The sequence below is a fragment of the Ewingella sp. CoE-038-23 genome (assembly GCF_040419245.1).
Lineage (GTDB): Bacteria > Pseudomonadota > Gammaproteobacteria > Enterobacterales > Enterobacteriaceae > Ewingella > Ewingella allii.
In genome coordinates this window covers 182,736-204,419 of the sequence record NZ_JAZHOH010000001.1, presented here as the reverse complement: position 1 = coordinate 204,419, position 21,684 = coordinate 182,736, and the positions used below count along the sequence as shown (strand labels likewise).

The window sequence follows — 21,684 nt, the reverse complement described above, 5'->3', positions numbered from 1 at the left end:
ACTTTGAGCCATGCAGAAAAATTGTGATCTACCGCTTAAAACCGGGAACGTTCCCGGACAAGTTCCCATCCCTTTGGCTATGCTAAAGGTCGAAATGTACCCTAACGACAATCACAATATCCCTAGCGTCCTTGGCTCCTCCTTAGCGTCAGGTACAAAGGGAACATAAGGTCAATCCATGAGCAAAGTAAATCAGCAAGCTGTTAATCGGCTAATAGAGCTGGTCGGCGGAAGCGAAAATATCGCCACGGTCACGCACTGTATTACCCGCCTGCGCTTCGTATTAAATAATCCAGAGAAAGCCGATCCGAAAGCCATTGAAGAGTTGCCAATGGTCAAAGGGTGTTTCACCAATGCCGGACAGTTCCAGGTGGTTATTGGTCCTGAAGTTGACGATTACTACAAAGCCCTGATCGCCAGCAGTGGTAAAGATGACACCGGCAAAGAGGCCGCCAAGGTGGCTGCCCGCCAGAACATGAGCTGGGTGGAGCGCGGCATTTCGCACTTCGCTGAGATCTTCTTCCCCCTGCTGCCCGCTCTTATCAGCGGCGGTTTGATTTTAGGTTTCCGCAACGTCATCGGTGATATCCCGATGAGCGGCGGTCAGACATTGGCCCAGATGCACCCGATGTGGAAAACCATCTACGACTTCCTGTGGTTGCTGGGTGAAGCCATCTTCATGTTCCTGCCAGTGGCGGTCTGTTGGTCCACGGTGAAGAAAATGGGCGGCACCGAGATCCTCGGTATCGTGCTGGGTATCACGCTGGTTTCCCCACAGCTGATGAACTCCTACAACCTCGGCCAGCAAATTCCTGAAGTGTGGAACTTCGGCTGGTTCACTATTGAGAAAGTGGGTTATCAGGCGCAGGTCATTCCTTCTATGCTGGCGGGTATGGCATTAGCCATTATCGAAAACGCCCTGAAGAAAATCGTGCCGAACTACCTCTATCTGGTGATCGTGCCAGTGGTGTCGCTGATCCTCGCCGTGTTCCTGGCCCACACCCTGATTGGTCCATTCGGCCGCATGATTGGTGATGGCGTGGCATGGGCTGTGAAAGCCGTGATGACCGGCAGCTTCGCACCGATCGGCGCCGCCCTGTTTGGCTTCCTCTATGCACCTCTGGTTATCACCGGCGTGCACCAAACTACGCTGGCTATCGACATGCAGATGGTGCAGAGCACCGGCGGCACGCCAGTTTGGCCGCTGATTGCTATCTCCAACATCGCGCAGGCGGCGGCGGTAGTCGGCATCATTATTGCTTCTAAGAAACACAACGAGCGCGAAGTTTCAGTCCCGGCCGCCATCTCCGCCTTCCTCGGCGTAACCGAACCGGCGATGTACGGTATCAACCTGAAATACCGCTTCCCAATGCTCTGCGCGATGATTGGCTCCGCAGTGGCCTCCCTGATTTGTGGCCTGAGCGGCGTCACGGCTAACGGTATCGGCGTTGGCGGCCTGCCGGGCATTCTGTCCATTAAACCGCAGTTCTGGGGCGTATTCGCACTGGCAATGCTGGTCGCTACCGTCATTCCAATCATTCTGACGGTACTGGTTTACAAGCGTAAAGCGCGTAAAGGCGAGCTGGCGATTGTTTAGTAAAAGATGACGCATTAAGAAAAGGATAAGACGATGAGCAGTGAATTGCCGTGGTGGAAAAACGGCGTGATTTACCAGATTTACCCGAAGAGTTTTCAGGACACCACCGGCAACGGCATGGGGGATATCAACGGTATCACCCGCCGTCTGGACTACCTGAAAACCCTCGGCGTTGATGCGCTGTGGATAACGCCAATGTACGTTTCTCCGCAGGTTGATAACGGCTACGACGTAGCCGACTACTGCGCTATCGACCCGGATTACGGTACGCTGGAAGATTTCGAAAATTTAACCACCGAAGCCCATCGCCGCGGGATCCGCATTGTTATGGATATGGTGTTTAACCACTCGTCGACCCATCACGAGTGGTTTAAACAGGCACAAGATCCCGCCAGTCCTTATCGCGATTACTACATCTGGCGCGATGCCGACAGCGCCGGAGGTCCACCAAATAACTGGCGTTCCAAGTTTGGCGGCGGCGCGTGGCAGTGGCACGAGGCGAGCGAGCAGTACTATCTGCATCTGTTCGCCAGCGAGCAGGCGGACCTTAACTGGGAGCACCCGCCGGTACGCGAAGCACTGAAAAAGATCTGCCAATTCTGGGCGGAAAAAGGGGTGGATGGCCTGCGTCTCGACGTGATCAACCTGATTTCCAAGCAGCAGGATTTCCCGTCCGACGACATCGGCGATGGCCGCCGTTTCTACACTGATGGCCCGCGTATTCACGAGTTCCTGCAAGAATTCAGCCGCGACGTCTTCAAGCCGCTGGGCCTGATGACCGTCGGCGAAATGTCGTCAACCAAGCTGGAGCACTGCCGCAAATACGCCGCCAACGATGGCAGCGAGCTGTCGATGACCTTCAACTTCCACCACCTGAAAGTGGACTATCCCAACGGTGAGAAGTGGACCAAGGCCGCGCCAGACTTCGTGCAGCTCAAGCAGATTTTCAATGAGTGGCAGCAAGGGATGCACGGCCACGCGTGGAATGCGCTGTTCTGGTGTAACCACGACCAGCCGCGCATCGTGAGCCGCTTTGGTGAAAACGGTAAGCTGCGCGTGCCTGCCGCCAAGATGCTGGCGATGGTGCTGCACGGCATGCAGGGCACGCCTTACATCTATCAGGGTGAAGAGCTGGGGATGACCAATCCGGGCTACCAGCATCTTGAGCAATACCGCGATGTGGAAAGCCTGAACATGTTTGCTGAGCTGAAGGCCAGTGGCCGAAACGAGGCAGAACTGCTGGAGATTTTGGCCTCGAAATCCCGCGACAATGGCCGTACGCCGATGCAATGGGACGCCTCGGCCAATGCGGGCTTCACCACCGGCACACCGTGGATCACCCCGAGCGAGAATTACACCCACATCAACACCGAGCAGGCGCTGGCGGACACCGATTCGGTGTTTTACACCTATCAGTATCTGATTCGCCTGCGTAAAGAGCTGCCGGTGCTGACGCACGGTGATTATCAAGACCTGCTGCCAGATAACCCACACCTGTGGTGCTATCGTCGTACTTGGCACGGGGAGCAGCTAACGGTGATTGCTAACCTCAGCGGCGAGCAGCAGATCCTCAATATTGATAACCACCAGCAGGCACCTATTTTCAGCAACTATGCTGATGCGCCGGTCGCCAACTGCCTGCGACCGTACGAGTGCCTCTATCTGTTATAAAGCAGTAGCCCAGAGCCAGCGCGATTAAAGCTGGCTCTTCAGCAATGCCAGAGTGCGTTCAACATGATGAGGAACCTGTTCGTCAGTCATGTTGTTCGCGCCTTGGATCAGCAGCGGCTCCAACCAGTCCATACCAGTACGATTAGCCACAGCGTGGAACGGCAACAGCTGGTCTTTGGCAGGATAACGATTGTAACCCTCTGGCGTATAAGCCTTTTCATCACCACCTGTCGAAACAATCACCTGCAAAGTCTTACCCTGCAACGCCGTGCCGTTGGTACCGTAGGCGAAACCGTAGGTTAATACCGCGTCTTCCCACTCTTTCAAAATCGCCGGTGAGCTATACCAGAAAAACGGGAACATCATGACGATGTGCTGGTGGTTTTTCAGCAACTCGTGCTCACGCGCCACGTCAATTTTATAGTCTGGATATTCACGCATTAGTTCGTGCACGGTGATGCCCGGAACCTCGCGCAGCGCGGCAACCTGCGCCTTATTGATACGAGACTGGTCCGGCGTGCGGTGGGCGCTTAACACTAAAATCGATGACATTTTCACTTCCTCAATAGGTAATATGAGAGGCATCGCTCTGCCTGTTGAGGCTATCTTTTCATGTCCGTGCCCTGCCCTGTAGACCCTCAGCGGTCAATTCAGTTTAAACCTAAAGTATCAAGCAAGCCGACACCGCATTTTCTCTTATTGCAGGCAATTTGCAGGGAAATGTGACCTCGATAACTGCTTTAAAAGGAAGCAATTTTTACGCCATTTAACAGGCCGTTTTGGCCGTTTGCTCATTCTATAAACTTATGCGGGGAATCTTTGTTTTAGGTCAAGGGAAGGCGTATTTCAAGAATACAGAAATTCTTTATAGACTATATATTGTGGGCCGATTAAGAAAAACAACCCAACATATAGCGTTATGCCCTATTCTCTGCTGTTAAGGCTCCAGGCCTTGAGCAGTGCGGCATTGCGCTTAAAAGGAGTTAAATTGTGAAGGCTGACCTGTTGAAATCTGATCCCGTCAATACCCCCCACCAACTGCCGATCGTCATCAAACGGGACGGGTGCAAAGTGCCTTTCGATAGCAGCCTGATTTATCAAGCTGTCAGCCGCGCGGCGAGTGCGGCCAGGATCGATAACGCAGAGTATTGCCAACAGGTCGCCCGAGTGGTGAGTGAGGCGCTGCTGTATAAATCGCAGGTGGATATCAATGAGATCCAAGACGCGGTGGAAAACCAGCTGATGTCCGGCCCCTACAAAAAACTCGCCCGCGCCTATATTGAATATCGCCATGACCGCGATGTGACGCGCGAGCTGCGCGGCAGGCTGAATCAGGAGATTCGCGGGCTGGTCGAGCAAAGCAACGTGGCGCTGCTCAACGAGAATGCCAATAAAGACAGCAAAGTCATTCCCACCCAGCGCGACCTGCTGGCGGGCATTGTCGCCAAGCACTACGCCAAACAGCATATTTTGCCTCGCGACGTGGTTTTGGCACACGAGCGCGGTGAAATTCACTATCACGACCTCGACTATTCTCCCTTCTTCCCAATGTTTAACTGCATGCTGATTGACCTAAAAGGCATGTTGACCAAGGGTTTCAAAATGGGCAATGCGGAAATTGACACTCCTAAGTCAATTTCCACCGCAACGGCGGTCACGGCACAGATTATCGCTCAGGTCGCCAGCCATATTTATGGCGGCACCACCATCAATCGCATCGATGAGATCCTCGCCCCCTTTGTGACCGAGAGTTTCAACAAACACAAAGCCGTGGCCGAAGAGTGGCAGGTGGCAGACTGTGAAGCCTTCGCCCGCAGCCGCACTGAGAAAGAGTGTTACGACGCCTTCCAGTCGCTGGAATATGAGGTGAATACACTGCACACCGCCAACGGCCAAACGCCCTTTGTCACCTTTGGCTTCGGGCTGGGTACCTCTTGGGAATCGCGCCTGATTCAGCAGTCAATCCTGCGTAATCGCATTGCCGGTCTGGGTAAAAACCGCAAAACCGCCGTGTTCCCCAAACTGGTGTTTGCTATCCGCGACGGCCTTAACCGCCAGCCCGCCGATGCCAATTACGACATCAAGCAATTGGCGCTCGAGTGCGCCAGCAAGCGCATGTACCCGGACATTCTCAACTACGAGCAGGTGGTCAAAGTCACCGGCTCGTTCAAAACGCCAATGGGCTGCCGCAGCTTCCTCGGTGTCTATGAAGAGAACGGCGAGATGCAGCACGACGGGCGTAACAATATTGGCGTGATCAGCCTGAACCTGCCGCGCATCGCTCTTGAAGCGGGCCGCGACGAAACGGCCTTCTGGGCATTGCTCGACCAAAGACTGCTGCTGGCGAAAAAGGCCTTAATGACGCGCATTGCACGGCTGGACGGCATCAAAGCCCGCGTCGCGCCAATCCTCTATATGGAAGGGGCCTGCGGCGTCCGGCTGAAAGCTGACGACGACATCGCGCCCATCTTCAAAAATGGCCGCGCATCAATCTCGCTGGGTTATATCGGGGTGCATGAAACCATCAACGCGCTGTATGGCAACCAGACCCACGTTTTCGACGCCGTTCAGCTGCGCGAGAAGGCCATCGCCATCGTCAATCGCCTGAAAGAAGCCACCGAGGCGTGGAAAGAGGAAACCGGCTACGGTTTTAGCCTCTACAGTACGCCGAGCGAAAACCTGTGCGATCGCTTCTGCCGTTTGGACGCCGCCGAGTTCGGCCTGATCCCCGGCGTCACCGACAAGAGCTACTACACCAACAGCTTCCATCTCGATGTAGAGAAGAAGGTGAACCCTTATCAGAAGCTGGACTTTGAAGCGCCCTATCCGCCACTGAGCAACGGCGGTTTCATCTGCTATGGCGAATACCCGAACCTGCAACATAACCTGAAAGCGCTGGAAGATGTCTGGGACTATAGCTACTCGCGGGTGCCTTATTACGGTACCAACACGCCAATTGACGAGTGCTACGAATGCCACTTCACCGGCGAGTTCGACTGCACCAGCAAAGGCTTCACCTGCCCGAAATGTGGCAATCACGAGCCGTCACGCGTCTCGGTCACTCGCAGGGTTTGTGGCTATCTCGGCAGCCCCGACGCTCGCCCGTTCAACGCCGGTAAGCAGGAAGAGGTGAAACGCCGCGTCAAGCATTTAGGCAATGGGCAATTGGGCTAACGCTTTGAACTTCCATCAATATTACAGTGTGGACGTCGTCAACGGGCCGGGAACGCGCTGCGTGCTGTTCGTCTCCGGCTGCGTCCATGAATGTCGCGGGTGCTACAACAAAAGCACCTGGCGGCTGGACTCGGGCAAACCCTTCACCCAACAAGATGAAGATAAGATTATTGCCGACCTGCAAGACGAATTGATCCCGCGCCAAGGGCTGACGCTGTCCGGCGGCGACCCTTTGCATCCACAAAATTTGTCGGCAATTCGCCATCTGCTAGAACGTGTTCAGGCCGAATGCCCCGGCAAAAACGTCTGGATGTGGACCGGCTACAAGCTTGATGAATTAACCGCCGACCAGCAGCAGGTGGTCGAGTTAATCAACGTGTTGGTAGACGGCAAATTTGTGCAAGAGCTGAAAGACCCCGCGCTTATCTGGCGCGGCAGCTCAAATCAGGTGATTCATTACTTGAGGTGAAGTGGTGAGGTAAATGAAGAGAGAGGAATCTCACTCCTCTCTCTTATTATTCAAATACCATTCAGTAGAAAATCAAAGGCATTTTTGACGTCGTAAATTTCTCCATCAAGCCTACTGACCCGCTCCCCAACCTCACACGAGTGTACGCCACCCAGCATGTGTGTCATGGCAACATAGGATTGATGTTCCACTCGTAGCAGTGGGCACAGCTTTTTGGGCGGAAAAGCAGCTAACTTAACCAGCGGAACTAAAGGAACCATCACGGTAGGGCTAATGCCCTCAACCAGAGGGTGCTGTATGTTCAGCAGAAAAGGATAAGCGGCCTTTCCTCCACCTTTATTCTCATAAACAGCGTACTGCTCCATCAAAAAGCCCGCTGGTAATCAGAGAAAGCGCCATTCTCTTCGGCATATCGTTTGACTGCCTCAAGACCTTGCTGATTTTCGCGCAACCAAATTTCGGCGGCGGTTTCGGGTAATACCGGCTTTCCGGCAGGCTGAAAATCCATATTATTTGCTTCAGACATACATATTCCTTATGTGAGAGAGACTTACCTTTTCCTATTGCTCATTGAGTGTAATTTGAACACTCCTGCCCCGTAAACTCCCCTCTCACTTTCCTGCGAGCTGTCTTCCACTATTCATTTATCTGCAACCCGCCATTCACCAAATTGTCACTTAGCTCGGCCATTCTGATGCCAACACCGAAACGAGGTTGGCACTATGAAAGCGTATTCCCCTCTCTTCATCGCTTCCCCGCCAGCTCAACTTTTTAGGTTTTGTCTGCTCGTTAAGACCGTGCGAGGTTTTCATTATGATGAACTTATCTAGACATCCGACCAGTTACCCCACGCGATATCAGCAAATTGCTGCCGAACTCGAACTCGAACTGCGCAACGGCTATCGCTGTGGCGACTATCTTCCTCCTGAGCAACAACTGGCCGACCGTTTTCAAGTCAATCGCCACACCCTGCGCCGCGCTGTGGATGAGCTGGTCGAGCGCGGCTGGCTGCAACGCCGTCAGGGGATTGGCACCCTGGTGCTGATGCGCCCTTACGATTACCCGCTGCACTCGCAGGCCCGTTTTAGTCAGAACCTGCTGGAGCAAGGCAGTCACCCCACCAGCGAAAGATTGTTAGCCGTGCTGCGACCTTGCACCGACCACGTCGCGACGGCCCTTTCGCGGCAAGAGGGCGACACGGTGATCCACCTGCGCACGCTGCGACGGGTGAACGGGGTGCCGGTCAGCGTTATCGACCACTACCTGCCGGATCTCGACTGGTGGCCTTCTCTGCAAAATTTCCACAATGGTTCACTGCACGACTTTATCCGTACTGAAATCAAACAGACTCTGACCCGCCGCACTACCCGCATTAACGCCCGCCGCGCACTGGCGAAAGAAAGCAAATTACTCGAAATCGTCCCGCAGGCCCCGCTGCTGTGCGTGCGAACTCTCAACACCTGTGACGGCAGTGGCAACGTGGCGGAATACTCCGTCGGGCTGACCCGCGCCGACATGATTGAATTGACAATGGAGCACTGAATGCACGCCCTCGAAAATCGCCAGCGCTGGATGTCAGTGCTGGCACACAGCCAGCCCGCCGAACTTCTGGCGCTGTGGCAACCGCTGAACCTCTCGCCAAAATTTGAACGCCTGCGCGCCGCAGAAACCGGCTTGACCCAATTGCAAGGCCGCATGGGTGGCACCGGAAAACGCTTTGTGATGGGTGATATGACCGTCACTCGCGCCGTGGTGCAGCTCGACTCCGGCGTTTATGGCTACAGCTATGTCGCCGGTCGCGACAAAGCCCATGCCGAACTGTGCGCCATTATCGACGCGCTTTTACAGGTAAACGGCATGGATGAGCTGTTGCACAAATCCCTGATCGCCCCGCTGGCCGCTACCCAACAAGAGCGCCGCGAACAGCGCGCTCGGGAAGTGGCAGCCAGCCGCGTCGACTTCTTCACCCTGGTTCGCGGAGAGTAATTCATGTCACTAGTTGCCAGCTTCCAAAATCCCGTCGCCGATGCGCAGTTCAGCTTTCGCCGCATCCTTAAAGCCCTTAGCGAGCCGGGAACCTGCGTCAAACTGCCTGCCGTTCCGGGCTTCGGCGCGCTTGGCTCTGCCAGCGCCTGCGTGCTGTTAACGTTGATTGACCAAGACACGCCGCTTTGGATAAGCGCCGCGCTCAATGACGACATTCTGCGTAAAAACCTGCGTTTCCATACCGGCGCGGTTCTGACCGAAGAGCCGTCCTCCGTCAGCTTCGCGCTGGCAGACCCGGCCCTCGACAGCGCCACCCTGCTGGCCTTTCCGTGCGGCGACGAAATGTCTCCAGAGCTTGCCACCAGCGTGATTGTGCAGCTCGACGGTTTGAGCGGCGGAACTGCGCTGCGCCTGACCGGGCCGGGCATTGAGTCCGAGCGGGTGATCACCCCGCAACTGCCAGACGCGGTACGCCAATACCTGCTTAACCGTCCGCACCGCTTCCCGCTGGGGCTGGATTTCATGTTTACCTGCGGTGACGAGCTGATTGCCGTGCCGCGCACCACCCGCGTGGAGGTTTGCTGATGTACGTAGCCGTTAAAGGGGGCGAAAAAGCCATTGCTGCCGCCCATCAACTTCTGGCGCACGAGCGCCGTGGCGACACCCACGTTGATGAACTGGAATGCGCGCAAATCGAACAGCAGCTGGGTCTGGCGGTAGATCGCGTGATGAGCGAAGGCGGAATTTACGACCGCCAGCTGGCCGCGCTGGCTATCAAACAGTCGAGCGGTGACCTGGTCGAAGCGATTTTCCTGCTGCGCGCCTATCGCACCACTCTGCCACGCCTCGCCACCAGCCAGCCGCTGGACACCAGCGATATGCGCCTCGAACGCCGTATTTCTGCGGTGTATAAGGACTTGCCGGGCGGACAGGTGCTTGGCCCGACGTACGATTACACCCACCGCTTGCTGGATTTCGCCCTGCTGGCCGAAGGCGAAGCGCCGTTCACGCCCATCGCCGACGAAACCCTGCCAGAGCAGTGCAGCCACGTGTTTGACCTGCTGACCGCGCAACAGTTGGCGGTGAAAGAAGAGGACGACGGCAGCGAGCCTGAAGACATCACCCGCACCCCGCCGGTTTACCCCGCTTCTCGCGCGGCTCGCCTGCAACAGCTGGTGCGCGGCGACGAGGGTTTCCTGCTCTCCCTGAGCTACTCCACCCAGCGTGGTTATGGCCGCACCCACCCCTTTGCTGGCGAAATTCGTACCGGATGGCTGACGGTGGAAATCGTGCCGGAAGAGCTGGGCTTTGCGATTGATATCGGCGAGATCCTGCTGACCGAATGCGAAATGGTGAACGGCTTTGTCACCCCGGACGACAAGCCGCCGCACTTCACCCGTGGCTACGGCTTGGTGTTTGGCCGCGCCGAGCGTAAGGCGATGTCGATGTCGCTGGTCGACCGCGCATTGCAGACCAAAGAGTACAACGAACTGGTGAACAGCCCGGCGCAGGACGAAGAGTTCGTGCTGTCCCATGCCGACAACGTCGAAGCCGCCGGTTTTGTTTCCCACCTCAAACTGCCGCACTACGTTGACTTCCAGGCCGAACTGGAACTGCTGAAACGCCTGCGCCAGCAGCATGATTCAACGACTTCACAGGACTCAGACCATGAAAAGCAGTGATAACCACGCCCCCATCATCGCTGGCTATAACCACGGCTATCTCGACGAACAGACCAAACGCATGATCCGTCGCGCCATTCTGAAAGCCGTGGCGATCCCCGGTTATCAAGTGCCGTTCGCCGGTCGCGAAATGCCAATGCCTTACGGCTGGGGCACCGGCGGTATTCAGATCACCGCCAGCATTATTGGTCAGCAAGACGTGCTGAAAGTCATCGATCAGGGCGCGGATGACACCACCAACGCCGTGTCGATTCGCAAGTTCTTCCAGAGCGTCGCCGGGGTGAAAACCACCGAGAAAACCGTTGATGCCTCGCTGATCCAGACCCGCCACCGCATCCCTGAAACGCCGTTGACCGAAGATCAGGTGCTGATTTTCCAAGTACCCATCCCTGAGCCGCTGCGCTTTATCGAGCCGCGCGAAACCGAGACGCGCAAGATGCACGCGCTGGAAGAGTACGGCGTGATGCAGGTGAAACTGTATGAGGACATCGCGCGCTTCGGCCATATCGCCACCACCTACGCCTACCCGGTCAAGGTGAACGATCGCTACGTGATGGACCCGTCGCCAATCCCGAAATTTGATAACCCGAAAATGCACATGATGCCGGCGCTGCAACTGTTTGGTGCCGGTCGCGAGAAACGCATTTACGCCCTGCCCCCGTTCACCAAGGTGGAAAGCCTCGACTTCGAGGACCACCCGTTCACCGTGCAGCAGTGGGACGAGCCTTGCGCTATCTGCGGCTCGCACCACAGCTATCTCGACGAAGTGGTGCTCGACGACCTCGGCAACCGGATGTTCGTGTGCTCAGACACCGACTTCTGCGCCCAGCAGGTCGAACTGAACAGCCAACAAACCCAGAATAAGGCGCAACACTGATGACCACTCCACGCCAACTCAACGCTGAACCTCTGCTGTCGGTCAACAACTTGACCCACCTGTATGCGCCGGGCAAAGGCTTCAGCGATGTCTCTTTTAATCTCTATCCGGGCGAAGTGCTGGGCATCGTGGGCGAATCTGGCTCCGGCAAAACCACGCTGTTGCAGTCAATCTCCGCGCGCCTCGCGCCGCAGCAGGGGCAGGTTATTTATAACAACGGCCAGCAGGCACCACAGTCGCTTTATGACATGCCGGAGAGCGACCGCCGTCGCCTGCTGCGCACCGACTGGGGCGTGGTGCATCAGCACCCGATGGACGGCCTGCGTCGTCAGGTTTCCGCTGGCGGTAATATCGGCGAGCGCCTGATGGCCATTGGTCAGCGTAACTACGGCGACATCCGCAAACAGGCCGCAAAGTGGCTGGAAGATGTGGAAATCCCGGTGTCGCGCCTTGACGACATGCCAACCACCTTCTCCGGCGGCATGCAGCAGCGTCTGCAAATCGCCCGCAATCTGGTGACGCACCCGCGCTTGGTGTTTATGGATGAGCCGACCGGCGGTCTGGATGTGTCGGTACAGGCCCGCCTGCTCGACTTACTGCGCACCTTAGTGGTGGAGATGCAGCTCGCGGTGGTGATTGTGACCCACGATTTGGGCGTCGCGCGCCTGCTGGCCAACCGTCTACTGGTGATGAAGCAGGGTCAGGTGGTGGAAAGTGGTTTAACCGACCGCGTGCTCGACGATCCGCATCATCCTTATACGCAGTTACTCGTGTCTTCCGTGCTGTCTTAATAGGTGACCAAAAATGACGACAAAGCTCAGGGTCGAAAACCTTAGTAAAACCTTTGTATTACATAACCAGAACAGCGCACGGTTGCCGGTTTTCAATAACGCCAGTCTGCAAGTTGATGCCGGAGAGTGCGTAGTGCTTCACGGCCACTCCGGCAGCGGAAAATCCACCTTACTGCGTTCGCTCTACGGCAACTACCTGCCGGACAGCGGCCACATTTGGGTCGAGCATCAGGGCCAGTGGATCGACATGGTGGGCTCAGAAGCGCGGGAAATTCTCGCCGTGCGCCGCCACACCGTCGGCTGGGTGAGCCAGTTCCTGCGGGTTATTCCGCGCATTAGCGCCCTGAATCTGGTGATGCAGCCGCTGATTGAACTGGGCGTCGACAAAGCCGAAGCCGAAGATCGCGCCAGCCGCCTGCTCACTCACCTCAACGTGCCGCAGCGCCTGTGGCACCTCGCGCCGTCCACCTTCTCCGGTGGCGAACAGCAGCGCGTGAACATTGCGCGCGGTTTTATCGTCGACTACCCGATTTTACTGCTCGACGAACCGACCGCCTCACTGGATGCCACCAACCGCGCCGCGGTGGTGACCCTGATCCAGCAAGCCAAAGCTCGCGGAGCCGCCGTAGTGGGGATTTTCCACGATGAAGACGTGCGCGAGCGCGTCGCCGATAGACTCTATGCCATGACACCAGCGCCCTCTGCGGAGATCCCAGCATGATCATTAATAATGTCAATTTGGTTCTAGAAGATCAGGTAGTTAAAGGCTCGCTGGAAGTGCAGGACGGCGTCATTACCGCCTTCGCCGACACCAGCAGCCAACTGCCGCAGGCGATCAATGCTGAAGGCGGCTGGTTGCTGCCGGGGCTTATCGAGCTGCATACCGATAACCTCGACAAGTTCTTCACACCGCGCCCGAAAGTTGACTGGCCGGCCCACTCGGCGATGAGCAGCCACGACGCGCTGATGGTCGCCAGCGGCATTACCACCGTGCTCGACGCGGTGGCGGTGGGAGACGTGCGCGACGGTGGCCATCGTCTGGAAAACCTGCAAAAGATGATCGACGCCGTGGTCAACAGCGGCAAGGCGGGCCTGAACCGCGCCGAGCATCGCCTGCACCTGCGCTGCGAGCTGCCGCACGAAAGCACTCTGCCGCTGTTTGAGAAGCTGATGCACACCGAAGTGCTGTCGTTGGTCTCCCTAATGGACCACTCGCCGGGCCAGCGCCAGTTCGCCACGCCGCAAAAGTACCGCGAATACTATCAGGGCAAATACAACCTGAATGACGACCAGATGGAGGTGTTTCAGGAAGATCAAATCCAGAACTCCCTGCGCTGGGCCAAACCGAACCGCTACGCCATCGCCGAGCACTGCCGCAATCTGGGCATCGCGCTGGCCAGTCACGATGACGCCACCACCGCGCACGTCGAAGAGTCGCGCGCGCTGGGCAGCGTGATTGCCGAATTCCCGACCACTGAAGAGGCTGCGCGGGCCTCACACGCATGTGGCCTGCAAGTGTTGATGGGTGCGCCAAATATCGTTCGAGGCGGCTCGCATTCTGGCAATGTCGCCGCGCATCATCTGGCGTCACTGGGTATTCTCGACATCCTGTCTTCTGACTACTACCCGGCCAGCCTGCTCGACGCCGTGTTCCGTATCGCCAATGACGACAGCAACGGCTTCACGCTGCCGCAGGCGGTTGGTCTGGTGACGCGTAACCCGGCCCGCGCGCTGAGTCTGCAAGACCGGGGCGTGATCGCTGAAGGAAAACGCGCCGATTTGGTGCTGGCTCGCACCCACGCCGACCACCACTATGTGAAGAACGTGTGGCGTCAGGGAATTCAGGTGTTTTGATAAAGGAATGATTGATGAGCCGACTCGTTTACTTGATGGGCGCATCGGGAGCAGGCAAGGATAGCCTGCTGGATGCCCTGCGCCACGACCTGCCACCCAATTTGATGGTGGCGCATCGCTACATCACTCGCCCTGCCAATGCAGGCTCGGAGAACCATATTGCCCTCAGCCAGCATGAGTTTTCCCAGCGAGCCGAGCGCGGCCTGTTTGCGCTGGAGTGGCAGGCTCACGGTTGCCATTACGCGATCGGCATTGAGATAGACCACTGGATGCAGCAAGGCTGCAACGTGGTGATCAACGGCTCTCGTGCTTATCTGGAACAGGCGATGCAGCGCTACAGCCAGCGGCTTATCCCAGTCTGCTTGCAGGTGTCCGAAGACGTTTTGCGCCAGCGTTTAGAGCAGCGCGGGCGGGAAAACAGCGAGCAGATCCAGCATCGTTTGCAACGGGCGGCGCAGTACGCCAATCAGATGCCCGCCCATTGTCAGAGATTGGAAAACAACGGCCAGTTACAACAGACGCTGGCAGGACTGTTGCAGCTACTCGCTGCGCCTTCCACCGCGTTTCTCTACCCTATTTCTCCCCAGAAGGTTGAGCCATGAGTGATATTGTTGAAAACCCGCAAAACGCTGAAATCGACTTCTCACAGCCTAAAATTGGCGAAAACGTGGTGATGAATAAGTCCCGTGCCGGGCGCTACGTTCACATCTCCGATAACGCCATCTTTGAAGAATCCACTATCGACGACTACTCCTATACCGCCGGTAACAACCAGATTCATTACGCCACCATTGGCAAATTTGTCTCGATTGCCACCTATGTGCGCATCAATCCGGGCAACCATCCGACCTATAATCGCATTGCTCAGCACCACTTTACCTATCGCGCTTCGGCCTATGATTTGGGTGAAGATGACGTGAATTTCTTCGACTGGCGCCGCGAGCATCACGTCACCGTCGGCAATGATGTCTGGATCGGCCACAACGCGGTAATTATGCCGGGCGTGAAAGTCGGCAATGGCGCGGTGATTGGCACCTCAGCCGTGGTGACCAAAGACGTCGAGCCTTACTCCATCGTGGCGGGCGTGGCGGCGAAGAAGATTGGTATGCGTTTTAACGACGGCTTGATTGAGAAAATCGAGCGCAGCCAGTGGTGGAACTGGGATCACGAGACGCTAAGAGCGCGCATGCCTGATTTCCGCAACCTCGAAAGCTTTGTCGAAAAATACCTTTGAGTACTCCATTAAAGGATCCGTGCATGCAATTGACCTTTCTCGGCACCGGCGGAGCACAGCAGGTGCCCGTTTTTGGCTGCGACTGCGGCGTGTGTGAACAGGCGCGTAAAGACCCGGCGTTTCGCCGTCAGCCTTGCAGTGCAAAGTTGGAATATCAGGGGGAAGTGACGCTGATTGATGCAGGATTGCCGGAGTTAGCCCAACAGTTTGCGGCGGGCGAAATTCAGCGTTTTTGGCTTACACATTATCATATGGATCACGTTCAGGGGTTATTTCCGTTGCGCTGGGGTGTTGGAAATGCGATCCCGGTCTATGGTCCGCCGGATGAAAACGGCTGTGACGACCTGTTCAAACATCCGGGCATTCTGAATTTTCAGCCGCCGTTTCAACCCTTTGTCCCCCGTAATTTCGGCAACCTGCAACTGACGCCGCTGCCGCTCAATCATTCTAAAATCACCTTCGGCTATTTGATTAAAACCGAGCGGGCGACGCTGGCTTACCTCACCGATACCGCCGGTTTGCCGCTGGCGACGGCAAAATATCTGGAGGAGATCCCACTGGATGCCATGGTGCTGGATTGCAGCCACCCGCCGCGCGACATCCCCGACAAAAATCACAATGACGTTCATCAGGCGCTGGCTATCCATGAGCAGTTAAAACCGGGCAAAACCTATCTGACCCATATCAGCCACAAGCTGGATTTATGGCTCCAGAGCAACCCATTGCCGGAAAACGTCATCGCGGCGCGAGACGGGCAGACGCTGAGTTGGTAAATATCACGGGCTTTATTGACGGGCGATAGCGGCCAGCTGGTTGGACTCCAGCACGGTGATACCGCCCAGACCGGCATTGAATGCCTGTTGCTGCATCGCCTTCGCCACGTCGAGGGCATCGATGGCTTTCCATTTGCCGGGCAGCAGCTTGAATAACGGCGCGCTGAGCTGTTCAAGTAAGCGCGGAGGCTGGCGCTGTCCCACCAGCAATGAGGGGCGAACCAGCGTCAGCAGTGGCCATTTCTGCGCAATCAGCGCCTGTTCAATCTCGCCTTTAGTGCGGTTATAGATTAAACGCGAATGAAGATTGGCACCGTTGGCACTGACCAGCAGGCAATGGCTGGCGCCGAGTTTACGCGCTGCGATGGCGCTGTTCACCACCATCTTGAATTCGATTTCGCGAAAAGCCGCCGCGCTTCCCGCCTGCTTGCGAGTAGTGCCTAAGCAGCAGAAAAAAAGGTCTATCGGCTCATCCAGGTCCGCCACCAGCGCGGGGATATCATCGCCGACGGGGTTGACCAGCTTACTCAGTGAGGCCAATGGTCGCCGCGTCGGGGCAACAATGCGACTCACACGTGAGTCTTGCTCAAGCAGGCAGAGCAGCTCCGCCCCCACCAGCCCGCTGGCCCCCAGCAAAAGTACTTTTGCCATGATATTTCCTTATGTCGATTCAGCCGCGTAGCGTTGTCTTTTCTGCGCGGGAGCGCCATCAGACATATCTTGTTACTGACTGATTATAAGCCAGATGGAGAAACAGACTCGGACGAATCCGGTTTGACCTCAGCCGTCATGGGGTCCAAGCTTTATACATCAAGACATTTTCCATTAAGCAACGGGAGACATGATGAGCAAGAAAATTGCAGTCCTAATCACTGACGAATTTGAAGACTCAGAATTCACCTCGCCAGCGGAAGCCTATAAGAAAGCCGGCCACCAAGTGATCACCATTGAGCATAAAGCCGGAAACGTCATTCATGGCAAGCAGGGCAAAGCCAAAGTCACCATTGATAAATCTATTGATGATGTCAAAGTCGCTGACTTCGACGCTCTGCTGCTGCCGGGCGGCCACTCGCCAGATACTCTGCGCGGCGACGATCGCTTCGTCGAGTTTACTCGCCAATTCGCCAAAAGCGGCAAGCCTATTTTCGCCATTTGCCACGGGCCACAGCTGCTGATTAACGCGGATGTCATTCGCGGACGCAAGCTGACTACAGTGAAACCGGTGGTGGTTGATGTGAAAAACGCCGGAGCCGAGTTCTTCGACAAAGAAGTGGTGGTCGATAACGACACGCTGGTCACCAGCCGCACGCCAGATGACTTACCTGCGTTTAACCGCGAGTCGCTTAGAGTGCTGGCGGCATAACTCAGCTAAATAGCCAAACTAATGCGATAGTTTGACTGAATAGTTTGAACCACAGGGCCGGGGGAACCGGCCCTTTTGGTGTCTGCCAATCTAGCTTTCGCTACGCTGCCATCTCAACTTGGTGCCAAACCCGAGATCATTGTCGGTCATCTTGATTTCATTGAGTTTTAACGCCCAGACGGGGGCTTTCATCGTTGCCGCGATGGGGAACTGCTGGCAGTAACGCTGGCGCGCCGCCTGCTCTTCATCACCAGAGAGAATCACCGCCTCGCCGCGATACTGAATGCCACGAATCAGCGCAATGCTCTCCGGCTGAGGTGCAATGGTGCCCACCACCTGCGAGTTTTTCGCCATCATCGCGCCGTGTTGGGTTTTCAGCTCGGTCATGAAATAGAGCGTCATGATTTCCGTGTCCGCCACGTAAAAACAGTTGGCGCTCCACATCTCCCCATCTGCCAACGCGCACAGCGCCAGCACGTGATTGTCATCAAGAAAGGTGCTGATATGTTTTACATCGGTCGCGTCAGTCATGCACTGCCCCTCAAAATTAACTGCCGCCAGTTTAGCGCGCTATCGGCGCGATAAGGTAAACTTGCCGTTCAACTTCAATTCATAGCATCGCGTTGCCATTCAAAATGTCCGAGTCTGCCGAGCCATCACGCTGGTTTTTATACATGCTGCGCACGCCGTCCGGCATGCTTTACACCGGCATCACCACCGAAGTCGAACGCCGCCTGACCCAGCATCAGTCGGGTAAAGGCGCCAAAGCGCTGCGCGGTAAAGGCGAACTAGAATTAGTGTTCCACTGCGCCGCCGGAGATCGCTCACTGGCCTCAAAGCTTGAACTAAAAGTGAAGAAACTGACGAAAGCGCAGAAAGAGAAACTGGTGAAAGAACAGCCGGGGAGTTTGGAGAGTTATTTGGATTGTTGAGCTATAGCCGCCTTCTCCTCAGAGAAGAGAAGGCGAAACGCAGACTCAAAAACGATTAAACGCCGCCGGGAAAGTCACTTCGCCGTGGGCATCGTTGAGGGCGTCATCACTCAGGGTGTAGAGCTGGAAAGTGGCTTCCGTGCCTGACCAGCGGCAGTGCAGGTCGTGCTGGGCTGCGGGTTTAAAGCCGAAACGCTGATAGTAGTTAGGATCGCCCAGCACCACCACGGCGGCGTAGCCGAACTCATTGAGTGAGTCCAAACCTTCGTACACCAGCTTTTCGCCAAAGCCCTGCCCGCGCAGTGATTCATCGACTGCCAACGGTGCCAGAGAGACCCAATTACGGTCTTCTCCTTTGATATCAACCGGGCTGAAAGCCACGTAGCCGACCACCTGACCTTCGTCATCGGTGGCAACCACGCCGAGGGTTAGCAAACCGTCTTCGCGCAGCTCTCTGACCAAGTCTGCTTCGTCGTCGCGCTTGAAAGCTTCGCGCAATAAACGGTCTATGCCGGCGGCATCAATCGGTATTTCGGTACGAATTAACATGTTTGCACTACCGGAGCGCCAGGCTCGCGGTCCTCTTGTAAACCTGCTTCAATGAAGTCTGCCAGGCGCATTAAGCCGCTTTTCAGCAGCAAAGGCATGCTGTCCAGATCGACGGCGTCCATCAGATTTTTGACGTACAGCCCGAGTTCCGTATCTCCTTCGATACGCAACCGGCGCTGGAAGAACAGCGTATCAGGGTCTTGCTTGCGCGCGGCGATCAGTACCAAATCGTTAGCATTGCCGCTAAAACTGACATCCGCCTCGCCCTGCTCGCTAATCACCAGCTTGCTATCTTCAACTGACATCAGCCAGCTTAGACCAAGATCGCTGACTTCGATTTTTAACCAGCGATCTTCGAGAAAATCCAAATCGCCCTCGGCCAGCGCCTGCCGGAATTGCCAGCTAAGTACCTGTTGCAAAACCTGCCGCTGTACGGCGAAAGGCGTGAATTTTACCGGCAAACTTAGTAATGACGGCCCCTGACGCACCATACGTGCTCGTAGTTTTTGCAACACTGGCACCACTCCTTTAAGTAACGTTGGACACTGATTTGCTCAAGAGATGGGCCCTATTTTGCCACATCGCCTATTCAGTACCGCGTCCTGCATCAATAAATACTGCAACAGAAAGAAAGCGCGCACAACCACCCTCGCCCCGAGTCGGCTCCAACCGGGTATAAACTGCCTCAAATCAAAATACTGCGCGTCCGCCTTCTCTAAAATAGGTCCCCAGTAAAATGCTCTCTGATGAAGGCTTTACGTCAGCGAGCCTCCCTCTTTCATTCTTACCGGCGCAGTTTTACCGGCTAAAGTCAGGAATAAACCATGGAGCTACTTTGCCCGGCGGGTAATTTGCCCGCGTTGAAAGCGGCCATTGATCAGGGTGCCGACGCGGTCTATATCGGCCTGAAAGACGATACCAATGCCCGCCATTTTGCCGGTCTGAACTTTACTGAGAAGAAATTGCAGGAGGCGGCAAATTACGTACATCGCCACCGCCGCAAGCTGCATATCGCCATTAACACCTTCGCCCACCCTGACGGCTTTGAGCGCTGGGAGCGCGCCGTCGACATGGCCGCGCAGCTGGGCGCCGACGCGCTGATCCTGGCCGATATCGCGATGCTCGATTATGCCACCAAACGCTATCCGCAGGTTGAGCGCCACGTGTCGGTTCAGGCTTCGGCCACCAACGATGAAGCCATTAAATTTTATCAGCGCAATTTTGATGTTGCCCGCGTGGTGCTTCCCCGCGTGCTGTCGATGCATCAGGTCCGCCAGCTATCGCGTACCAGCGTTGTGCCGCTGGAGGTGTTCGCCTTTGGCAGCCTGTGCATCATGGCGGAAGGCCGCTGCTACCTCTCCTCCTATCTGACCGGCGAGTCGCCAAACACCGTGGGTGCCTGCTCTCCCGCGCGTTTTGTTCGCTGGCAGCAGACGGCACAGGGCATGGAGTCGCGCCTCAACAATGTGCTGATTGACCGCTATGACGAAGGCGAAAACGCCGGATATCCGACGCTGTGCAAGGGGCGCTATCTGGTGGACGGCGCGAAGTACCACGCGCTGGAAGAGCCCACCAGCCTGAATACGCTGGAGCTGCTGCCTGAGCTGTTTGCCGCCAATATCGCGTCGGTGAAAATCGAGGGGCGTCAGCGCAGCCCGGCCTATGTCAGCGAAGTAACCCGCGTCTGGCGCGCCGCTATTGATCGCTGTGCGGCCAATCCGCAGGCGTTCACCACGGATACTCAGTGGATGACGCAGCTAGGTTCAATGTCAGAAGGCACCCAAACCACGCTCGGTGCCTACCACCGCAAGTGGCAATAATGGCAGGGGAAACGATGAAATACTCTTTAGGCGCCATCCTTTATTACTGGACGAAGCAGGACGTTGAGGCGTTTTATCAGGCCGCCGCCAGCAGCAGCGCCGATATCATCTATCTCGGCGAAAATGTCTGTACCAAACGCCGCGAGATGAAGGTCAATGACTGGCTGGAAATCGCCCGCCAGCTCGCCGCCAGCGGCAAACAGGTGGTGCTTTCAACCCTCGCGCTGCTGCAAGCGCCGTCGGAACTGAACGAGTTGAAACGCTACGTGGAAAACGGCGAGTTTCTGCTGGAAGCCAACGATTTTGGCGCGGTGAACATGGCCGCGGAGCGCAAACTGCCGTTTGTCGCCGGCCACGCGCTGAACTGCTACAACGCCGCCACTCTGAAAATTCTGCATCAACAGGGCATGACGCGCTGGTGCATGCCGGTGGAGCTTTCTCGCGACTGGCTGGTGAACTTGCTCAATCAGTGTCAGGACATGGGGATTGGCGGCAAGTTCGAGGTGGAAGTGCTCTCCTACGGCCACTTGCCGCTGGCCTACTCGGCGCGCTGCTTTACCGCGCGCTCGGAAGATCGGGCCAAGGATGATTGTGAAACCTGCTGCATCAAGTATCCGCAGGGCCGCAAAGTGCTGTCGCAGGAGAACCAGCAGGTGTTCGTGCTCAACGGCATTCAGACCCAAAGCGGCTATTGCTACAACCTCGGCAATGAGCAAACATCAATGCAGGGCTTGGTGGATATTGTCAGATTGTCGCCGGAAAGCCTGCAAACCTTGCAGGTGCTCGAGCAGTTCCGCCGCAATGAACAGGGGCTATCGGCGCTGGAGTTGCAGGATAAAGCCGACTGTAACGGCTACTGGCAGCGCGTCGCCGGGCTGGAATTAGTGCAATAAAGCCAAAACAGGCGCAGCG

At 56.3% G+C, this 21,684-nt stretch carries 26 protein-coding genes; 19 read left to right on the top strand and 7 right to left on the bottom strand.

Annotation, left to right across the window (positions count from 1 at the left end; translation table 11 throughout):
• Positions 1-178 precede the first annotated feature (178 nt).
• Together treB and treC are read left to right on the top strand one after the other, a co-directional pair.
• Entirely contained in the window at positions 179-1,597 is a 1,419-nt protein-coding gene (gene treB, locus V2154_RS01040) for a PTS trehalose transporter subunit IIBC (protein WP_353500707.1), read from the top strand.
• 33 nt (positions 1,598-1,630) lie between these two features.
• Positions 1,631-3,268 (top strand): alpha,alpha-phosphotrehalase, encoded by a 1,638-nt coding sequence (gene treC, locus V2154_RS01035; RefSeq protein ID WP_353500706.1) that lies wholly within the window; start codon positions 1,631-1,633, stop codon positions 3,266-3,268.
• 24 nt (positions 3,269-3,292) lie between these two features.
• Here the strand turns inward: treC and V2154_RS01030 are convergent, their stop codons facing one another.
• A complete protein-coding gene (locus V2154_RS01030) occupies positions 3,293-3,820 on the bottom strand; it encodes an NAD(P)H-dependent oxidoreductase (protein WP_034795356.1) in 528 nt (175 codons plus the stop codon).
• 486 nt (positions 3,821-4,306) lie between these two features.
• Between V2154_RS01030 and nrdD the strand changes: the two genes are divergently transcribed.
• Together nrdD and nrdG are read left to right on the top strand one after the other, a co-directional pair.
• Positions 4,307-6,442 (top strand): anaerobic ribonucleoside-triphosphate reductase, encoded by a 2,136-nt coding sequence (gene nrdD, locus V2154_RS01025; RefSeq protein ID WP_353503879.1) that lies wholly within the window; start codon positions 4,307-4,309, stop codon positions 6,440-6,442.
• A gap of 4 nt (positions 6,443-6,446) precedes the next feature.
• Complete coding sequence (gene nrdG / locus V2154_RS01020) at positions 6,447-6,911, top strand: anaerobic ribonucleoside-triphosphate reductase-activating protein (protein ID WP_353503878.1); 465 nt, start codon at positions 6,447-6,449, stop codon at positions 6,909-6,911.
• Positions 6,912-6,961: 50 nt separating this feature from the next.
• Here the strand turns inward: nrdG and V2154_RS01015 are convergent, their stop codons facing one another.
• Together V2154_RS01015 and V2154_RS01010 are read right to left on the bottom strand one after the other, a co-directional pair.
• Complete coding sequence (locus tag V2154_RS01015; protein ID WP_353500705.1) at positions 6,962-7,276, bottom strand: CcdB family protein; 315 nt, start codon at positions 7,274-7,276, stop codon at positions 6,962-6,964.
• Positions 7,276-7,437: a type II toxin-antitoxin system CcdA family antitoxin gene (locus V2154_RS01010; RefSeq protein ID WP_353500704.1), complete on the bottom strand. Its 162-nt coding sequence runs from the start codon at positions 7,435-7,437 to the stop codon at positions 7,276-7,278. Before V2154_RS01010 ends, V2154_RS01015 begins: the two co-directional genes overlap by 1 nt.
• A gap of 290 nt (positions 7,438-7,727) precedes the next feature.
• Between V2154_RS01010 and phnF the strand changes: the two genes are divergently transcribed.
• From phnF to phnP, 11 genes are read left to right on the top strand one after another with little or no spacing between them, the layout of a single operon-like run.
• Positions 7,728-8,453, top strand: coding sequence for a phosphonate metabolism transcriptional regulator PhnF (gene phnF, locus V2154_RS01005; RefSeq protein ID WP_034795434.1), 726 nt, complete (start codon positions 7,728-7,730; stop codon positions 8,451-8,453).
• Entirely contained in the window at positions 8,454-8,897 is a 444-nt protein-coding gene (gene phnG, locus V2154_RS01000; RefSeq protein ID WP_034795348.1) for a phosphonate C-P lyase system protein PhnG, read from the top strand.
• A 3-nt stretch (positions 8,898-8,900) separates the two neighbouring features.
• The gene (gene phnH, locus V2154_RS00995; RefSeq protein WP_353500703.1) at positions 8,901-9,482 is read left to right on the top strand and encodes a phosphonate C-P lyase system protein PhnH; all 582 of its coding nucleotides are present in this window, start codon (positions 8,901-8,903) and stop codon (positions 9,480-9,482) included.
• On the top strand, positions 9,482-10,579 hold the full coding sequence (locus tag V2154_RS00990) for a carbon-phosphorus lyase complex subunit (RefSeq protein ID WP_353500702.1): 1,098 nt from the start codon (positions 9,482-9,484) through the stop codon (positions 10,577-10,579). The genes phnH and V2154_RS00990 overlap by 1 nt, the downstream gene beginning before the upstream one ends.
• Positions 10,566-11,456, top strand: coding sequence for an alpha-D-ribose 1-methylphosphonate 5-phosphate C-P-lyase PhnJ (locus V2154_RS00985; RefSeq protein ID WP_353500701.1), 891 nt, complete (start codon positions 10,566-10,568; stop codon positions 11,454-11,456). Before V2154_RS00990 ends, V2154_RS00985 begins: the two co-directional genes overlap by 14 nt.
• The gene (phnK, locus tag V2154_RS00980; protein WP_353500700.1) at positions 11,456-12,247 is read left to right on the top strand and encodes a phosphonate C-P lyase system protein PhnK; all 792 of its coding nucleotides are present in this window, start codon (positions 11,456-11,458) and stop codon (positions 12,245-12,247) included. Before V2154_RS00985 ends, phnK begins: the two co-directional genes overlap by 1 nt.
• Before the next feature lie 13 nt (positions 12,248-12,260).
• A complete protein-coding gene (gene phnL, locus V2154_RS00975; protein ID WP_353500699.1) occupies positions 12,261-12,968 on the top strand; it encodes a phosphonate C-P lyase system protein PhnL in 708 nt (235 codons plus the stop codon).
• On the top strand, positions 12,965-14,101 hold the full coding sequence (gene phnM / locus V2154_RS00970; protein ID WP_353500698.1) for an alpha-D-ribose 1-methylphosphonate 5-triphosphate diphosphatase: 1,137 nt from the start codon (positions 12,965-12,967) through the stop codon (positions 14,099-14,101). The genes phnL and phnM overlap by 4 nt, the downstream gene beginning before the upstream one ends.
• A 14-nt stretch (positions 14,102-14,115) precedes the next feature.
• Positions 14,116-14,703, top strand: a complete 588-nt coding sequence (phnN, locus tag V2154_RS00965; protein ID WP_353500697.1) for a ribose 1,5-bisphosphokinase — start codon at positions 14,116-14,118, stop codon at positions 14,701-14,703.
• Positions 14,700-15,335, top strand: coding sequence for a DapH/DapD/GlmU-related protein (locus tag V2154_RS00960; RefSeq protein ID WP_353500696.1), 636 nt, complete (start codon positions 14,700-14,702; stop codon positions 15,333-15,335). Before phnN ends, V2154_RS00960 begins: the two co-directional genes overlap by 4 nt.
• Positions 15,336-15,358: 23 nt before the next feature.
• Positions 15,359-16,108 carry a phosphonate metabolism protein PhnP gene (gene phnP, locus V2154_RS00955; RefSeq protein ID WP_353500695.1) on the top strand — a complete coding sequence of 250 codons (750 nt, stop codon included), beginning with the start codon at positions 15,359-15,361 and terminating at the stop codon, positions 16,106-16,108.
• A 12-nt stretch (positions 16,109-16,120) separates the two neighbouring features.
• Here phnP and V2154_RS00950 read toward each other — a convergent pair whose 3' ends face one another.
• Positions 16,121-16,759 carry a Rossmann-fold NAD(P)-binding domain-containing protein gene (locus tag V2154_RS00950; RefSeq protein ID WP_353500694.1) on the bottom strand — a complete coding sequence of 213 codons (639 nt, stop codon included), beginning with the start codon at positions 16,757-16,759 and terminating at the stop codon, positions 16,121-16,123.
• 193 nt (positions 16,760-16,952) lie between these two features.
• Between V2154_RS00950 and V2154_RS00945 the strand changes: the two genes are divergently transcribed.
• Positions 16,953-17,471 (top strand): type 1 glutamine amidotransferase domain-containing protein, encoded by a 519-nt coding sequence (locus V2154_RS00945; RefSeq protein ID WP_034795315.1) that lies wholly within the window; start codon positions 16,953-16,955, stop codon positions 17,469-17,471.
• Between the two features lie 90 nt (positions 17,472-17,561).
• Here V2154_RS00945 and V2154_RS00940 read toward each other — a convergent pair whose 3' ends face one another.
• The gene (locus tag V2154_RS00940) at positions 17,562-18,002 is read right to left on the bottom strand and encodes a YhbP family protein (RefSeq protein ID WP_353500693.1); all 441 of its coding nucleotides are present in this window, start codon (positions 18,000-18,002) and stop codon (positions 17,562-17,564) included.
• 104 nt (positions 18,003-18,106) lie between these two features.
• On the opposite strand from V2154_RS00940, the gene V2154_RS00935 reads away from it, so the two are divergent.
• Complete coding sequence (locus tag V2154_RS00935; RefSeq protein WP_353500692.1) at positions 18,107-18,403, top strand: GIY-YIG nuclease family protein; 297 nt, start codon at positions 18,107-18,109, stop codon at positions 18,401-18,403.
• Between the two features lie 45 nt (positions 18,404-18,448).
• Here the strand turns inward: V2154_RS00935 and V2154_RS00930 are convergent, their stop codons facing one another.
• Together V2154_RS00930 and ubiT are read right to left on the bottom strand one after the other, a co-directional pair.
• Positions 18,449-18,952: a GNAT family N-acetyltransferase gene (locus V2154_RS00930; RefSeq protein ID WP_353500691.1), complete on the bottom strand. Its 504-nt coding sequence runs from the start codon at positions 18,950-18,952 to the stop codon at positions 18,449-18,451.
• Positions 18,946-19,467, bottom strand: coding sequence for a ubiquinone anaerobic biosynthesis accessory factor UbiT (gene ubiT, locus V2154_RS00925; protein ID WP_353500690.1), 522 nt, complete (start codon positions 19,465-19,467; stop codon positions 18,946-18,948). Before ubiT ends, V2154_RS00930 begins: the two co-directional genes overlap by 7 nt.
• Before the next feature lie 309 nt (positions 19,468-19,776).
• On the opposite strand from ubiT, the gene ubiU reads away from it, so the two are divergent.
• Together ubiU and V2154_RS00915 are read left to right on the top strand one after the other, a co-directional pair.
• Entirely contained in the window at positions 19,777-20,772 is a 996-nt protein-coding gene (gene ubiU, locus V2154_RS00920) for a ubiquinone anaerobic biosynthesis protein UbiU (RefSeq protein ID WP_353500689.1), read from the top strand.
• Positions 20,773-20,786: 14 nt separating this feature from the next.
• On the top strand, positions 20,787-21,665 hold the full coding sequence (locus V2154_RS00915; RefSeq protein ID WP_353500688.1) for a U32 family peptidase: 879 nt from the start codon (positions 20,787-20,789) through the stop codon (positions 21,663-21,665).
• The last annotated feature ends 19 nt before the right edge of the window (positions 21,666-21,684 follow it).

Excerpts from the sequence above, each read along its gene's own strand:
- treB (WP_353500707.1), top strand. The coding sequence starts at position 179 with ATGAGCAAAGTAAATCAGCAAGCTGTTAATCGGCTAATAGAGCTGGTC.
- treC (WP_353500706.1), top strand. The coding sequence starts at position 1,631 with ATGAGCAGTGAATTGCCGTGGTGGAAAAACGGCGTGATTTACCAGATT.
- V2154_RS01030 (WP_034795356.1), bottom strand. The coding sequence starts at position 3,820 with ATGTCATCGATTTTAGTGTTAAGCGCCCACCGCACGCCGGACCAGTCT.
- V2154_RS01015 (WP_353500705.1), bottom strand. The coding sequence starts at position 7,276 with ATGGAGCAGTACGCTGTTTATGAGAATAAAGGTGGAGGAAAGGCCGCT.
- V2154_RS01010 (WP_353500704.1), bottom strand. The coding sequence starts at position 7,437 with ATGTCTGAAGCAAATAATATGGATTTTCAGCCTGCCGGAAAGCCGGTA.
- phnF (WP_034795434.1), top strand. The coding sequence starts at position 7,728 with ATGAACTTATCTAGACATCCGACCAGTTACCCCACGCGATATCAGCAA.
- phnG (WP_034795348.1), top strand. The coding sequence starts at position 8,454 with ATGCACGCCCTCGAAAATCGCCAGCGCTGGATGTCAGTGCTGGCACAC.
- phnH (WP_353500703.1), top strand. The coding sequence starts at position 8,901 with ATGTCACTAGTTGCCAGCTTCCAAAATCCCGTCGCCGATGCGCAGTTC.
- V2154_RS00990 (WP_353500702.1), top strand. The coding sequence starts at position 9,482 with ATGTACGTAGCCGTTAAAGGGGGCGAAAAAGCCATTGCTGCCGCCCAT.
- V2154_RS00985 (WP_353500701.1), top strand. The coding sequence starts at position 10,566 with ATGAAAAGCAGTGATAACCACGCCCCCATCATCGCTGGCTATAACCAC.
- phnK (WP_353500700.1), top strand. The coding sequence starts at position 11,456 with ATGACCACTCCACGCCAACTCAACGCTGAACCTCTGCTGTCGGTCAAC.
- phnL (WP_353500699.1), top strand. The coding sequence starts at position 12,261 with ATGACGACAAAGCTCAGGGTCGAAAACCTTAGTAAAACCTTTGTATTA.
- phnM (WP_353500698.1), top strand. The coding sequence starts at position 12,965 with ATGATCATTAATAATGTCAATTTGGTTCTAGAAGATCAGGTAGTTAAA.
- phnN (WP_353500697.1), top strand. The coding sequence starts at position 14,116 with ATGAGCCGACTCGTTTACTTGATGGGCGCATCGGGAGCAGGCAAGGAT.
- V2154_RS00960 (WP_353500696.1), top strand. The coding sequence starts at position 14,700 with ATGAGTGATATTGTTGAAAACCCGCAAAACGCTGAAATCGACTTCTCA.
- phnP (WP_353500695.1), top strand. The coding sequence starts at position 15,359 with ATGCAATTGACCTTTCTCGGCACCGGCGGAGCACAGCAGGTGCCCGTT.
- V2154_RS00950 (WP_353500694.1), bottom strand. The coding sequence starts at position 16,759 with ATGGCAAAAGTACTTTTGCTGGGGGCCAGCGGGCTGGTGGGGGCGGAG.
- V2154_RS00945 (WP_034795315.1), top strand. The coding sequence starts at position 16,953 with ATGAGCAAGAAAATTGCAGTCCTAATCACTGACGAATTTGAAGACTCA.
- V2154_RS00940 (WP_353500693.1), bottom strand. The coding sequence starts at position 18,002 with ATGACTGACGCGACCGATGTAAAACATATCAGCACCTTTCTTGATGAC.
- V2154_RS00935 (WP_353500692.1), top strand. The coding sequence starts at position 18,107 with ATGTCCGAGTCTGCCGAGCCATCACGCTGGTTTTTATACATGCTGCGC.
- V2154_RS00930 (WP_353500691.1), bottom strand. The coding sequence starts at position 18,952 with ATGTTAATTCGTACCGAAATACCGATTGATGCCGCCGGCATAGACCGT.
- ubiU (WP_353500689.1), top strand. The coding sequence starts at position 19,777 with ATGGAGCTACTTTGCCCGGCGGGTAATTTGCCCGCGTTGAAAGCGGCC.
- V2154_RS00915 (WP_353500688.1), top strand. The coding sequence starts at position 20,787 with ATGAAATACTCTTTAGGCGCCATCCTTTATTACTGGACGAAGCAGGAC.